The sequence below is a fragment of the Streptococcus sanguinis genome, assembly GCA_013378335.1.
GTDB lineage: Bacteria > Bacillota > Bacilli > Lactobacillales > Streptococcaceae > Streptococcus > Streptococcus sanguinis_I.
The window spans coordinates 371,510-386,125 of record CP040556.1; the positions used below are offsets into that span (position 1 = coordinate 371,510).

At 41.5% G+C, this 14,616-nt stretch carries 10 protein-coding genes and 5 pseudogenes; 13 read left to right on the plus strand and 2 right to left on the minus strand.

The window, feature by feature from the left end; genetic code table 11:
• The first annotated feature begins 289 nt into the window (after positions 1-289).
• The 3 genes from FFV08_02040 to FFV08_02050 all read left to right on the plus strand — a co-directional run bounded on the left by FFV08_02040 (position 290) and on the right by FFV08_02050 (position 6,995).
• Positions 290-1,540 carry a dicarboxylate/amino acid:cation symporter gene (locus FFV08_02040; GenBank protein ID QLB51562.1) on the plus strand — a complete coding sequence of 417 codons (1,251 nt, stop codon included), beginning with the start codon at positions 290-292 and terminating at the stop codon, positions 1,538-1,540.
• A 785-nt stretch (positions 1,541-2,325) separates the two neighbouring features.
• Positions 2,326-2,493, plus strand: coding sequence for a hypothetical protein (locus tag FFV08_02045; protein QLB53260.1), 168 nt, complete (start codon positions 2,326-2,328; stop codon positions 2,491-2,493).
• Positions 2,494-2,771: 278 nt separating this feature from the next.
• A complete protein-coding gene (locus tag FFV08_02050; GenBank protein QLB51563.1) occupies positions 2,772-6,995 on the plus strand; it encodes an LPXTG cell wall anchor domain-containing protein in 4,224 nt (1,407 codons plus the stop codon).
• Between the two features lie 47 nt (positions 6,996-7,042).
• Here FFV08_02050 and FFV08_02055 read toward each other — a convergent pair.
• Both FFV08_02055 and FFV08_02060 read right to left on the minus strand, forming a co-directional pair.
• Positions 7,043-7,535, minus strand: a pseudogene (locus FFV08_02055) (DDE-type integrase/transposase/recombinase).
• A gap of 259 nt (positions 7,536-7,794) precedes the next feature.
• On the minus strand, positions 7,795-8,115 hold the full coding sequence (locus tag FFV08_02060) for a transposase (GenBank protein ID QLB51564.1): 321 nt from the start codon (positions 8,113-8,115) through the stop codon (positions 7,795-7,797).
• Between the two features lie 28 nt (positions 8,116-8,143).
• On the opposite strand from FFV08_02060, the pseudogene FFV08_02065 reads away from it, so the two are divergent.
• The 10 genes and pseudogenes from FFV08_02065 (at position 8,144) to FFV08_02110 (ending at position 14,581) form a co-directional block, all read left to right on the plus strand.
• Positions 8,144-8,494 (plus strand): annotated as a pseudogene (locus tag FFV08_02065) (hypothetical protein).
• Positions 8,487-8,573 (plus strand): annotated as a pseudogene (locus FFV08_02070) (triacylglycerol lipase). Before FFV08_02065 ends, FFV08_02070 begins: the two co-directional pseudogenes overlap by 8 nt.
• A gap of 187 nt (positions 8,574-8,760) precedes the next feature.
• Positions 8,761-9,213, plus strand: a complete 453-nt coding sequence (locus FFV08_02075; GenBank protein ID QLB51565.1) for a hypothetical protein — start codon at positions 8,761-8,763, stop codon at positions 9,211-9,213.
• Positions 9,206-9,508, plus strand: a pseudogene (locus FFV08_02080) (hypothetical protein). Before FFV08_02075 ends, FFV08_02080 begins: the two are co-directional and overlap by 8 nt.
• A 122-nt stretch (positions 9,509-9,630) precedes the next feature.
• Positions 9,631-10,074, plus strand: coding sequence for a hypothetical protein (locus FFV08_02085; protein ID QLB51566.1), 444 nt, complete (start codon positions 9,631-9,633; stop codon positions 10,072-10,074).
• A pseudogene (locus tag FFV08_02090) lies at positions 10,067-11,790 on the plus strand (hypothetical protein). The gene FFV08_02085 and the pseudogene FFV08_02090 overlap by 8 nt, the downstream one beginning before the upstream one ends.
• 38 nt (positions 11,791-11,828) lie before the next feature.
• On the plus strand, positions 11,829-12,110 hold the full coding sequence (locus FFV08_02095; protein QLB51567.1) for a hypothetical protein: 282 nt from the start codon (positions 11,829-11,831) through the stop codon (positions 12,108-12,110).
• A 15-nt stretch (positions 12,111-12,125) separates the two neighbouring features.
• Positions 12,126-12,455 carry a hypothetical protein gene (locus FFV08_02100; protein ID QLB51568.1) on the plus strand — a complete coding sequence of 110 codons (330 nt, stop codon included), beginning with the start codon at positions 12,126-12,128 and terminating at the stop codon, positions 12,453-12,455.
• A gap of 511 nt (positions 12,456-12,966) precedes the next feature.
• Complete coding sequence (locus tag FFV08_02105; protein QLB51569.1) at positions 12,967-13,233, plus strand: ACT domain-containing protein; 267 nt, start codon at positions 12,967-12,969, stop codon at positions 13,231-13,233.
• A 10-nt stretch (positions 13,234-13,243) separates the two neighbouring features.
• Positions 13,244-14,581 carry a PFL family protein gene (locus FFV08_02110; GenBank protein QLB51570.1) on the plus strand — a complete coding sequence of 446 codons (1,338 nt, stop codon included), beginning with the start codon at positions 13,244-13,246 and terminating at the stop codon, positions 14,579-14,581.
• The last annotated feature ends 35 nt before the right edge of the window (positions 14,582-14,616 follow it).

Here is a 14,616-nt window from a genome sequence, read left to right on the forward strand (position 1 = left end):
TAGATATAGTTCTGAGAAGCATTGATATTGCGCTGTTTTTAGTTCAAGTGAAAACAATACTTTCCAAACCAGTTCTCAAGAAACCTCGTAAACCATCGTAATTCTCAAGCTATTAATAATCAGTGATACATCAAACTACCAAGCGCTCAAGAGGTTTACCTCGTGAGTGTTTTTTACGTTATTCAACTCACCTATAAAATTCTTCTATTACTTTCATAGAAAATATATATTAGCCAGATAGGGGCAATCATAGTAAAATAGCTATCAAAATAGACTAAAGGAGTTTGGAATGAAAATCGTTTCTTTATGGTCAAAGGTTTCTCTGGGCTTGCAATTGTTGATTGCTTTGATTTTGGGTGTTCTTGTTGCCCTTATCTGGCCACAATTTTCGACATTTTATCAATTCTTAGGACAAGCCTTTATCAGTCTGATTAATATGGTGATTATTCCGCTGGTCTTTCCAGTTGTGGTCGTAGCTGTGGCTGGTGTGATTGGTAAGAAATCTTTCGGGAAGCTTTTGTCAAAGAGTCTGCTCTATTTCTTTGCGGTCACGACGGCGATTACTTTTATTTTTGTCTTTGCATCTTATTATCTGGGCTTTGGTCAGGGAGTCAATATCGGTCAGGCGGGAGCCAGCATTGACGGTATTGCCAAAAGTATTCAGCTGGAGGAGTTTTTGCTTAGCTTCATTCCCTCTAATATTGTCAAGTCGCTTTCAGAAGGAGCTCTGCTTCCTATTATTGTTTTTGCTATATTTTTAGGTTTTGGGCTTGGAAGCCTTAAGGAAGAAAAGACCCAGAAAGCTGTTGAGCTGCTGCAGATTTGGATTGAGGCTATTTATAAAATTGTCGGTGTGATTGTGAATCTGTCGCCAATTGGTATTTTTGGCTTTATTGCTAAGGATGTAGCCACGACAGGGGTTGACAAGTTGATTGGTTTGGGTCAATTTGTAGCAGGAACTTATCTAGCTTATGCGGTTTTGGCCTTGCTAATTTTTCCTTTGATTGCTTTTGCTTTCAGAATTCCTTATCTGACAAGCTTGCAACGGATTTGGAGTCTTCTGGCTTTGGCTTTTGTCTCTGGCAGTTCCAGTGTTGTACTGCCGCCACTGTTGAAAGATTTAAAGAAGCAGGGGCATGATGAGCATGTCATAGATTTGGTTGTGCCTTTGGGTTATACTTTTAATCTTGAAGGGGCTGCTGTCTATTTCTCTGTAGCAACTGTTTTTATTGCCCATGCTTATGGGATTGCTTTTTCTGTCTCAGGACTTTTCTTTACTGTTTTGCTTTTGACATTGATTGGTAAAACAGCTGCAACGGTGCCTTCTGGAGCGATTGTTGTCTTGCTGGCAGCTGCACCTCAGCTAGGCCTACCAGTCGAGGGTGTTGCCCTGATTTTTGCGGTTGATTTCTTTGTCAATGCTGGTCGCACTGCCCTCAATGTTCTAGGGCAGGTCTTGGCTGTTAGTGTAATTGAAAAGACGGAAGTCAATGTAGTAGAAGAATCGAAAAGCAGCAAGCTGGCTGTTCGGTATTCCTAAAGGAGAGAAGAATTATGAGTCAAGCAAAAGTTTATGTTATTCATGAAAATTTGGAGTGGACGCAGCACTTGGTCAAGTGGCTGGAGGAAAAAGATGTGCCCTATGAACTTTGGGATTTGTCAAGTGGGATCCTAGATCTGCAGAGTCCGCCCCCAACAGGAATTTTCTATAATCGGATGTCTGCTTCTTCTCATACGCGTGGACACCGCTATGCACCAGAATTTACAGAGCAAGTTCTAACTTGGCTGGAAGCTCACGGTCGCAAGGTCATCAACGGAAGCGGAGCTATTAATCTGGAAATCAGCAAAATTAAACAATATTTGAAGCTTTCTGAGGTTGGAATTGCTTATCCGGATACAGTAGCTGTTTTGGGTCAGGAGAATATTCTGGAGGCGGCTAGAAAGCTTAATATTTATCCCCTGATTACCAAGCATAATCGGGCTGGGAAAGGTTTGGGAGTGCAGCTCTTCAATAGTGAGGAAGAGTTGGAAGCCTATGTAGACAGCCCTGCTTTTGAGCCTTCTGTGGATGGGATTACCCTGCTTCAGGCCTATATCAAGCCTGCGGATGGTCGCATTCGTCGTTCGGAGTTTATCAACCAGAAGTTTCTTTATACAGTGTCCATCGATTCATCAGATGGTTTTCAGCTTTGTCCGGCAGATGGGTGTCAGATTGGGCAAAGGCCTGCTCAGCTAGAGACCTCGGATAAGTTTCAAATCACAGAGCCGCTGCCTGCTAGTCAAAGACAGGCTTACGAGACATTTCTAGCTCAGGCTGGTATTGATGTGGCGGCTATTGAGTGGGTAGAGTCGGAGACAGGTCAGATCTATGTCTATGATGTGAACACCAATACCAACTATAATCCTATAGCAGAAGAAAAAGCAGGAATTTTTGCTCATCAGCATCTGGCAGAATATCTAAAGAACGAGCTGGCAGCATCCTATCCAGAATAAATTTAAAACAAACAAAAGCTTTCCGTTTTGGAGGCTTTTTGTTTTTTCTTCGTTTCTAAAATATGACATCTGTCATTTTGTTTTTGTGACAAACGTTAGGTGAAGCGCTTACAAAAATTTGTTATATTTAGATTATTGAGATTGCTCCTTTTTTATAAAGGAGTTAGGTGCTGAACAAAGTGTTCATTTTGAACAAGAAAAGGTGAAAGGAGTGCGTTATGTAGCAGTGATTTGGTTGTGAGGAGTCTGATTTTATTTTTAGAATATTGAGGTGTGTCATGAAAAATTATCAGGAAAAAGTGTGTAAAAATTGGTTTATGAGAAAAAGCGGCAAGCGTTGGGTGTTTGGGTGTGCCTTGCTGGCTTTTGGAGCTTTTTTGTTAGATAACGGCGGAGTGGTTTATGCGGATGAGGGTAAGGCTAATCCAGCTCCTGCTCAGGTCTTGCAGACGGATTCTTTAGCTGTCTTGGAGGCTGAGAGCGGGCAAACAGCCGCTCCTACAAGGAATGCCGATAAGACAGAAAATCTTGTAGCTGGAGAGACTGCTACAACTGCAGCGACGGAAGCAGATGCTCAGGGTGCAGCAGTAGAGTCAGCCAATCAAAAGGCTGATAAGGAAGATCAAGTCACAGCAAATGCTAAAGAGAGTAAACAGGAAGAAGACGAACAGCCAGTAGCGAAGGAAGTTGCTTCGGAAAAGCTCCCTGCCGTAGAGACTGTAGATAAACAGTCAGGCTTCAATACTAATTTGGCAGCAGCCAAGGGAGACAAAAATGGAGTTTGGGAAGTCCGGGAACAAGGTCTTTATAGTAATGCCAGAGGCAAAGGTGATAGTTTCCTTTACTCTCAAAGTCAGGGCAAGGATTTTGTTTACTCAACGGATGTAACTTTCCTCAGTAAGGAAGGGGCGGCAGCCCTCATTTTCCGCAGTAATAATAATCCGGATGACAAGAGCAGCTATGCAGTTAATATTGATGGTGGCAGCAACAATGTGAAGTTTTGGCGTTGGCAAGGCGGGCGTGACTATCAGTTTATCAATGAAAAGCATATAGAGCCAACGGATGATAATAAATATCGGCTCAAGGTCGTTTCAATTGGCTCTTGGGTATCCTACTATGTCAATGATATTCTAGTGGCCAGCTCAGGAGATTACACGCTTCAGAGAGATGATAAGGGGCAGAATACTTATCTGTCAGAAGGTTATTTTGGCTTACTTAACTGGAATAGTGAGCTGCTTTTTCAAAATACTTTTTATAAAGAAATCACTCCTCAGTCTAATCCCGAGTTGGAGGATATAAGGGTGACTTCTTCGGTTGGGAAAGTGGAGCAGAAAGGTCAGTTTACTGCCCCTATCACTATCCAGTATGTCAAGCATGATGCTGAGACTGTAGACTTGACTGTCGTAGCGAAAAATCCCGCTGCTAAGGTAAGCGTGACTGATGCTGCAGGTAGGGTTTATAGTGATTTGAAGAATATTCCGCTGGCAGTGGGGGCAAACTATCTGGCTGTGAGCAGCACTGTGACCGATGAGGATGGGCAGGAGGTCAGCCTGACTTACCGACTCAATGTCCATCGTCGGCAGGCAGATGAGGTATACTACAATGAGCTCTATCGCGGTCAGTATCATTATTCGGTCAAGGACGGTTGGGCCAATGATCCCAACGGGCTGGTTTATTATAAGGGAGTCTATCATTTCTTCTATCAGTTTTATGACGATACCAAGTGGGGGCCTATGCACTGGGGCCATGCAACCAGCAAGGATTTGATTCATTGGGAAGAACAGCCGATTGCCTTTTATCCGGATGCTAATGGGGCTATGTTCTCAGGCTCTATCGTAGCAGATACCACCAATTCCTCTGGTTTGTTTGACAATGACCAGGGCGGTTTAGTCGCGCTGATTACTGCCGACGGAAATGGTCAGCGCATCAAGTTAGCCTACAGTAAAGATGAGGGCCGGACTTGGACGAAGCTTGATCAAATTGCAGCTGACTGGACGGATGATCCACTGCAATCTCAGGATTTTCGTGACCCCAAGGTTTTCCGTTGGGAGGGCAAATGGTTTATGGTCGTCGCAGGCGGACCGCTTAGAATTTATTCGTCTGATAATCTGCGTAATTGGAAGGTGGAGTCAACTTATGCAGATCTCCACACGGAGTGTCCAGATCTCTATCCTCTACTGGCAGACGATGGTAGCCTTAAGTGGGTCCTGTCCCGTGGCGGGCGCTCCTATAAGGTCGGTGATTTTAGACAGGTGGAGGGCAAGTGGACTTTCGTCCCAGATGCTGAGTTTGCTCAGGCTGATCAGGTCATGAACTTTGGTAAAGACTCTTATGCGGCCATGACTTACTACGTTCAGGACTTCGGCAGCAAGGCTAATCCAACCCTACCTGACATTATCGAGTCTAACTGGATGAATACCTGGGAGGACTACTGTAATCTGGTAGCCGATACCGTTGGTCAGAAGTTCAACGGAACCTTCAATCTTAACCTCAAACTAGGCCTTATCAAGCAAGACGGCAGCTATCGGCTGACTCAGACGCCAATTACAGCTTATCAATCTCTGCGTCAGGAAGACACTGTGTTGTATAAAGACGTGGAAGTTAGTGAGAAGAATGAGCTGTTGAAAGATTTTTCCGGTGATCAGTATGAAATTGTCTCTACTTTCCGGCCGAGTGAAACGACTAAGAAAGTCGGTTTTAACCTACGGGTTGGAGATGGAGAAGTGACTAGAGTTATCTATGATTTAGAAAAGGAAACTCTCTCTATTGACCGCAGCCAGTCTGGTATTCTTCTCAGTAATAAATTTGCTCAGGTGGATAGTCAGTCCGTCAAGCGCAATGCTGATGGCAGCATAGATCTGCATCTCTACGTAGATCGTTCCAGCCTAGAAGTCTTTGCCAAAGGATATACTGTGGCGGGTGCCAATCAGATTTTCCCTGCGCCAAATAGCCTTGCGGCTAGTGTGTTTGTAGAAGGTGGTGCTGCTAAGGCTGACATTGCTCTTTATCCGCTGAAGGGAATTTGGAAAGACAAACAGGCAGTGACCAAACCACTGGAACTAGTGCAGGCTTCTCCTGTAACAAATAATTTTTATGTCGGCGATACTTTGAATTTGAAAGCATATGTCATGCCAGCAAGTGTCTCTCAAGCGGTCAGCTGGAGTGTTGATCAGCCAGACCTGGTCTCTGTCACGGAAGATGGCAATAAGCTGCGAGTGACTGCTCTGCAAAGGGGTGTGGTCAAGGTAACGGCAACCTCTAAGGAAAATCCAAGCCTTTCCAAGGTCTTCACCATCAATATCAGCCGTAATGACTTTAAGACCAATGTTCCAGATTTAAAAGCTGTTTCCGGTAAGTGGTATGTCGACGGTGAAAGTCTCTATAATCAGAATACCAGCACCAATGATTATTATATGGGTGGTCAGAAGATTCCTTTCCCTGAGTATAACTTGGATGTGGATCTCAAGTATCAAAAAGGCTTGATTAATATTTTCTATGCGTCTGAAAATGTTGATCCTCGCAATGCTTATTCTATTCAATTTGGCGATAATGATAAGATTCGACTCTACCGCTTTATGGGAGAGACGATTGCAGAAAGTAGCATGAATGGCAAGCATCTTAATGACGGCCAGTTCCACCATGTTAAGCTAGTGAAAACTAAAAATGGTGTCAGTGTAACTGTGGACGGTGTAGAATACCTGAACCACCAATTTGATACGGTTGAGCCTTATTATAATGATGCCTACGTCGGTCTGGGACTCTGGGATGGGGACTTGGAAGTTCGTAATTTCTTTGTGATCAATCTTCATGCGCCAGCAGTTAATAAGGCTTCTCTGCAGAAAGTGGTAGACAGTACGGCTAATCTAAATCCGAGCCTCTACACAGATGAGACAGTTCAGGCTTACCAGGCAGCCTTGGCTCGAGCCCAGTCTCTCTTGGCAGATGAAAAAGCGGAGCAGGCAGATTTAGATAGAGCAGAGCAGGATCTGAAGACAGCTCTTGATGCTCTGGCTCTGAAACCAAGTCATCAGGTCACTCCGGAAGAAGGGATAAAGGACCTAGTGGAAGAAAAGCCATTCTTAGAAATCGTAATGGAAGAAATTGCATATCAGACTCGAGAACAGGAAAATCCAGAACTGGAACAAGGGCAGCGGCGGATACTTGTAGCTGGCCAAAAGGGTCAAAAGCGAGTCTTTGTAGAAGTCTTGGACGGTCAGCGAACCGTCCTCGGTCAGGAAGTGCTCTCTCTAGCAGTTGACGAACTAGTAGAAGTTGGCAGCAAGGTGGTGGTTGAAAGTGCTAAACAGCCTTTGACAATAGCCCAGCCTCAAGTTCTCAATCAAGGTGAGGAAGGAAAAGTTATTCCGACGCCAAGATTGCAGCTAGCTCCCGACTCAGCTCTGCCTAAGACTGGCACTCAAGAAGACAAGTTTCTGCCTCTGGCTGGTTTAGCTTTTCTGGGAATGGGTCTTCTAGCTGGAAGGAAGAAGCAAGAAGACTAAGGTACTAAGCAATGGTTATTTGCACATAAAAAGGATGGGTGTTTTTGTCAAGCCCCAGTTAAACTGGACAGTAAAAAAAGTACATTATTGATGAAGGTAGGACTTCCTGAATTCCACAGGGGTCATACCTTTTAATTTTTCTTGCGGTCTATCAAAGTTATACCATTGAATATAGTAGCCAATTTGTTGGATTAACTCATCTCTAGTTTCTGGTTTGAGAAGGCTAAGTGACTCACTCTTTAAATGAGAGAAGAAATTCTCACAACAAGCATTGTCATAACAGTTCCCCTTTCCTGAGTGAGAGATTGTTACGCCGTAGGCATCCAATTTTCTTAAGTATTGGACGTTTGTATACTGAAAGCCTTGATCTGAATGGAGAATACAAGATTGGGTCGTATCCCATGTTTCATTAAAGACCAAATCTAAATTATCAAAAAAAAGACGACTATCATTGAAATCGGAAAGCTGATAGGCTAGAATAGAGTTGTCATATAAGTCTTTTATGACACTTAGAAACATCCGTCCATTTTTGTGATGAATGGTTTTCGGATTATGGGATTATGATAGATATTTTTTCGGCGTTGGAGTTGACGCCAATGATAGCGATAGCCCTTAGGCTGCTCTTTGAAAGATGCTGTAATGTGTTCAGCTAACCTCCAATCAAACGCTTTATAATCTGGTTTGCCATTTTTTAGCCATAGATAATAAGACGAGCGAGGAAATCCAAAATAAGCACACCACATAGCCACTATTGAATAACGATCTTTTAATTTGTGAACCACTCGATATTGGGCACTTTTCACTTCTTGAGGAGTGCCCTTAAAGTTTTTAAAATATCATTTTCCATCCTAAGATATTTATTTTGTTCCTCTAATGTCATATCTTCTAGTTTGACAGACTTTGGACGACTGGTAGATGATTTCCCTCGTAAATCTTGTTTCAGAAGATCGGGATTTTTGCGATACTTTTTAACCCAGTTCTCTACCTGAGTTTTGGATTTTAAGCCATATTTTCGTGCAATTAATGTCAGTCCTCCACTTTTTCCACTTAAGTAATCTTCTACTACTTGGAGTTTAAAATCTGGATGGTATGTAGTGAATTGACTTCCTTTTTTTGCCATAAGAAAAGAACCTCCTTATAAGAACAGTATAGTGTACTTTTTTATACTGTCCATTATAAGAGGTTCTGTTCAAGATGACAAAGAAGCCATCAAGCAAAAACAGCTTGCTTATCTAAAAAATCATGAGCAAGAAATTATAGATTTGGTAAAAGCTCAAAGTACGAAAGTTGAATCAGTTTAGATTGATTGGGAAGAGACGCAATGGAGCGATGGCGGTCTTACAAATCCCGAATATTATATTAATGTTTTTGGGCGTATCAATAATATTGAAGAATCGGGTTGGGGAGTGGATATCCCGATTAATGATGATGAAAGTGTAAATCTTGAAGAAATGATTATGGGTGATTACATAAGTATCGGAGGTAAACCGATTGCCTAATTGGAATTTGAAAAGTTTTGATAATATATATGCTTCATTAGAGGAATCAGCCTATAGGGATAGACCTAATCATTTTCCATATGAATAATTAGATTTGGAAAGCTGGATAATATTTGATTTAGGTAAATCAATGTCATGAATACAGTTCTGTTGGCCATCCAATAAGGCGACAGCCAAAAGTTTAAAAAGAAAAATTTTAACTTTCTTGGTGTTGCTAGACAAAAAACTAGCGGTATAATATTAATAAAACAATACGAGGAGTAGCTATGACTAAACGAACGAAAATCATACTTGCAACCGTCGCATCAATCGTAGCGCTAGCAAGCATAGGAGGATGTACCATGACTCAAAAAGAAAACAATAAACAAGATAAGGAAGTTGCTTCTTCAAAAAAGGCTATCAAAGATGATAAAGAAATCATCAAGCAAAAACAGCTTGCTTATCTCAAAGAGCATGAACAAGAAATTATAGATTATGTGAAAGATCAAAGTCCAAAAGTCAAATCGGTTCAGATTGATTGGGATGATGTTAGGTGGAGTGAAGCGAGTAATGGTACTCCTCAAGGTGGAGGAAAAATGTTACAAATTTATGGAGGTTTCAATAATATTGAGAGCTCAAGTTGGGGAACATTAATTCCAATAAACGATGATGGGACATTAAATATGGATGAAATGTTTCTTAGTAATCCACTAAGAATAGGAGGTGATCTTTTTGCCTAACTGGAATTTGAAGAATTTTAATAATATATATGCTTCATTAGCAGAATCTGCCTATAGAGATAGACCGAATGGATTTAGTTTTGAACAATTGCTTCCTGAAGAACAAAAGATACTTAATTCTGGTAAGTCTTTAGTATTTGACTTCTCTAAAGATGCCAAAGATAAAAAAGGTCAAGTTACCCAAGGCGGTGGTACCGATCTCCCCAACCAAGGGAAGGTTTTTCTTCAACCTGACAATGAAGGACTGCTCGAAGACAAAAAGACAGGCTACAATGCCTACTATGTCACAGATACGGTTTTGAAGTTATTCAGTGTGACATTAGCAAAATGTTTAGAAATAGAGCTAATAACTTTCTTGGTGTTGCTAGACAAAAAAATTAGCGGTATAATATTAATAAAACAATACAAGGAGTAGCTATGACTAAACGAACGAAAATCATACTTGCAATCGTCGCATCAATTGTAGCGCTAGCAAGCATAGGAGGATGTACCATGACTCAAAAAGAAAACAATAAACAAGATAAGAAAGTTGCTTCTTCAAAAAAGGCTACCAAAGATGATAAAGAAGCAATCAAGCAAAAACAGCTTGCTTATCTAAAAAATCATGAGCAAGAAATTATAGATTTGGTAAAAGCTCAAAGTCCGAAAGTTGAATCAGTTCAGATTGATTGGGAAGAGACGCAATGGAGTGATGGCGGTCTTACAAATCCCGAGTATTACATTAATGTTTTTGGGCGTATCAATAATATTGAAGAATCGGGTTGGGGAGTAGATATCCCAATTAATGATGACAATACATTAAATATAGATGGAATGTATATAGGATCCGACATCAGAATAGGGGGTAGATTATTTGCCTAATTGGAATTTAAAAAGTTTTGATAATATATATGCTTCATTAGCTGAGTCAGCTTATAGAGATAGACCCAACAAGTTCCCATACGAACAATTGGATCCGGAAAGTCGAAAAACACTTGATTCAGGCAAATCAATCGAATTTGACTTCTCTAAAGATGCCAAAGATAACAAAGGACAAGTTACCCAAGGCGGTGGTACCGATCTCCCCAACCAAGGGAAGGTTTATCTTCAACCTGACAATGAAGGACTGCTTGAAGACAAAAAGACAGGCTACAATGCCTACTATGTCACGGATACAGATACGATTAACCAAAATACCAAACAGACCTATTTTGCTGTTCGTGGAAGCGATGGTTTCGGAATTGATATAGCTGAGGCACAAAAGAACTGGGTTGAATACTTGCGGACATACAACCCTAGCGATTTCAACTTCCAAGACTGGATTTACAATGATGCAGCTTTTGCTTTAACAGACGCGATTATTCCTCAAGCCAAGCATGCTACTGAGGGCATGAAGGCAAAAATAGCTGAACTAAACCAATATGCAGCACCAGATGCCAAGATGGATATAACGGCTCATTCGTTGGGGACTATGACTTCGATACAAGGGGTTGCAGGGCTTAATGAGAAAGAGTTGAATAAGGTTGGCCGGATTGTTCTTTTTGATGGTCCGGACCCTACTAAGAGTCTGGAAAAAGCAGGTTATGGCGATAAAATTCCACAATTAGATGCTAAAACAATTTATTATGTTAATCCCTTTGATCCTGTTAGTATGCTCAATCGTGATAAACCTTGGAAACAGCAACTTGGTGATGTCAGAGTGGTAGTTCCAATCGAATATACAAGTATGATGGATAAACATTCCTCCCATGACCTTGGAGCTTATCAGATAGATAGTAAGGGAAATCTCTTGGAGGTTTCTGAAGACTATCATCCTGAGTTATGGAAAGCAGGTCATAAACTTGCGGAATTAAACAAAAAGAGCATTGAAAATATAAAAAAATATGTTCCAGAAAAAGTGATTGAAAAACTAGTAACCATGAGTCCGGGCGAGTTTAGTAGATTAGCGGGACAACTACAAGATAGTTTTAAGAGCAGAAACCAATCAGAGATTTTAAAAAGTGTACTTGAGATAAAAGAAAAATTGGGGTTGAGCTGGGAAGAAGCGTGGAATATTTTTATAACAGAGGTAAGCTCACAGAAATATATGAAAATTATGAAAAGGAATATGCAAAAATCATCAAGGATGCCAAGAAGGAGTCCTTGGCTTGGGATCGAAAGAATCTCGATCTTAATAATCCGAATAACTTACACGAGAGAATCAAACGTGCAGGTAGTTACAACGAGCGCATTTTGCTGAGGACTCAGTTACTGTATACAGCTGTAGAACTAGCAGGCTCAGATATTGAACAAAAGATATCTGAAGTGAAAACTGCCTTGGCTGATGCCGAATCGATTCTTAAGGGATTTATTGAGTATAGCAGAAGTGCTATTAAGGTTTTAGGTGTTTTATTGTCTGATTCGGAGATAGAGGAGCTAATGTCTGAATTGACCTTTGAAAACTTGTGGGATTCAGGGATTAACGAATCAAATATCAGTCATTTAAAAGAATTTGAAACAAAGATAACTAATTTCTCTCAAACTATGATTCAGTGTGCACAAAATCTTGAGCAAGTAGATGCTCAAAATGCTGCAGATATTTTGGCAGCCTTGTCTTGATTGTAGTCAAGTTTAAATGATATAAGTAAAGGGTAATTATGGCAGAAAAAATAAGTGAAAATATTATAATAGAAATATTGAAGAGTCAACAAAGAGCAGCTATAAGAGCAGCTGTTACAGCCTCTGTAGCGGCTGCTAAGTCTCAGAGAGGAGAGCTTCAAAAAACCTTAAATACCAAAGCACAAGAACTGCAAGATTATGCTAAAAACACATATAATACGAATATCACGGATGGGCTAGAAGGTCAAGCAGCAAATGCAGCCAAAGACTATCTATCCCAAATGCCAAAACCAGAATTAACAAGTCCAATCAAAAGTTAGTTATAGGTGATACAGATGAATGCAGAAATTTATAGACTGGATGAACAGTTTGATAAAAAGATGAGGGAATTAAAGAAAAAAGAGGAATATTTAGAAGACAATTTGTCTTATGTCCTTCATACGACAGAGCAATTAAAAGATGAAGTTTACCGAATAGCAAACGGAGAACTGCCTGTGGAGGCGTATACCGATATTTTTCAAATGGATACTAATGCAGAGTTGTTTCGAAAAGATGTTCTTGAGCAAATTGATGATATCAGTGAGGAGCGCTCAAAACTTCGTTGGGATTATGAGGAGCAATTAGATGCTCTTTATAAGAAAAGAGCGAAAAAGCAAAATGACTAAGCAAGTATTGTGGTTTAAGGGGGATATTTAGAAAGAAATTCCTTGCTGAAGTTTTTTGTGAGTTGTTATGAAGCCAATTTAAAAGCTGTGAGATTATACTTTATAATAAGATTATAAAAGAATCGCATTTTTTTTGGAGACTTCTATTAAAGATTGAATTTTCTTTGTAAGGATAATAGATGTATCTATAGCTCACCTCGCGGATAGCGCGAGAGTTGGCCTATCCGACCTATCCGCTTCATACTTATGTTGAAAAATAGCAGCACCTATTACTAAAATCACACCCCGCATTATTTGGGAGGTGTGATTTTTAAATGTTTGTCTTAAAAGCAAGAACCCTAAAGGAAAAGGAAACTTGGTAATTCAGTAATTTGCTGAGCATAGGGGAATCTTCCTTGTTCCGGGTGCTATTTGCAATATCCGAACCTTCTGTCTTTATTTTCTGAAATAGTATACAAAATCCTCGAATTTATGCTACAATGAGACAAACTAAAAATGATTGGAGCCAAGCATGAAAGCAATTATTACCGTTGTCGGAAAAGATAAAACAGGGATTGTAGCCGGAGTTTCCACTAAGATTGCGGAGTTGGGGCTGAATATTGACGATATTTCCCAAACTGTTTTGGAGGAATATTTCACCATGATGGCCTTGGTGTCAAGCGATGAAAAGCAAGATTTTACGGCTCTTCGCAATGAGTTTGAAGCTTTCGGTCAAGAGCTCAACGTCAAAATCAACATTCAAAGCGCAGCCATTTTTGATGCCATGTACAATATCTAAGGAGTGAAGGATGGATATTAGACAAGTAACAGAAACCATTGCCATGATTGAGGAGCAGAATTTTGATATTCGAACCATCACCATGGGCATTTCACTCTTGGACTGTATTGACACAGATATTGATCGGGCGGCGGAGAAGATTTACCAAAAAATCACGACCAAAGCGAAAGACCTGGTGGCAGTTGGGGATGAAATTGCTGCAGAGCTTGGGATTCCCATCGTCAACAAGCGGGTCTCAGTGACTCCGATTTCCCTGATTGGGGCAGCGACAGACAGCGCTGACTACGTGCCTCTGGCTATGGCTTTAGACAAGGCAGCTAAGGAAATCGGTGTTGACTTTATCGGTGGTTTCTCTGCCTTGGTCCAAAAGGGCTATCAAAAAGGGGATGAAATTCTTATTAATTCTATTCCACGCGCTTTGGCTGAGACAGACAAGGTCTGCTCCTCTGTCAATATCGGCTCGACCAAGACTGGCATCAATATGACGGCAGTTGCGGATATGGGGCGCATTATCAAGGAAACAGCCCAGCTTTCTGACATGGGTGCGGCCAAGCTGGTCGTCTTTGCCAATGCGGTGGAGGATAATCCTTTCATGGCAGGCGCCTTCCATGGTGTCGGTGAAGCAGATGTGGTCATCAATGTCGGTGTTTCTGGGCCGGGTGTTGTCAAGCGAGCCTTGGAAAAGGTCCGTGGTGAGAGCTTTGACGTGGTCGCTGAAACGGTCAAGAAAACGGCCTTCAAAATCACCCGTATCGGTCAGTTGGTCGGTCAGATGGCTAGCGAGCGTCTGGGCGTCAAGTTCGGGATTGTTGACTTGAGTCTGGCTCCAACACCGGCAGTCGGAGACTCAGTGGCCCGTGTCTTGGAAGAAATGGGCTTGGAAACAGTCGGCACTCATGGCACGACAGCGGCACTCGCCCTGCTAAATGACCAAGTCAAAAAAGGCGGTGTCATGGCCTGCAATCAGGTTGGCGGACTGTCTGGTGCTTTCATTCCTGTGTCAGAAGACGAGGGTATGATTGCGGCAGTACAGAATGGCTCGCTCAATCTAGAAAAGTTGGAAGCTATGACAGCTATTTGCTCGGTAGGTTTGGATATGATTGCCATTCCAGAAGCGACACCTGCTGAAACCATCGCGGCCATGATTGCGGATGAGGCGGTGATTGGTGTTATCAATCAAAAGACGACAGCTGTGCGGATTATTCCAAAGGGCAAGGAAGGCGATATGATTGAATTTGGCGGGCTCTTGGGAACAGCTCCGGTCATGAAGGTCAATCAGGCTTCGTCAGCAGCCTTTATCGCGCGGGGTGGTCAGATTCCAGCGCCTATTCACAGCTTTAAAAATTAAAAAGCTAGATTTGAAACAGCTTTTAAGAAAGCATC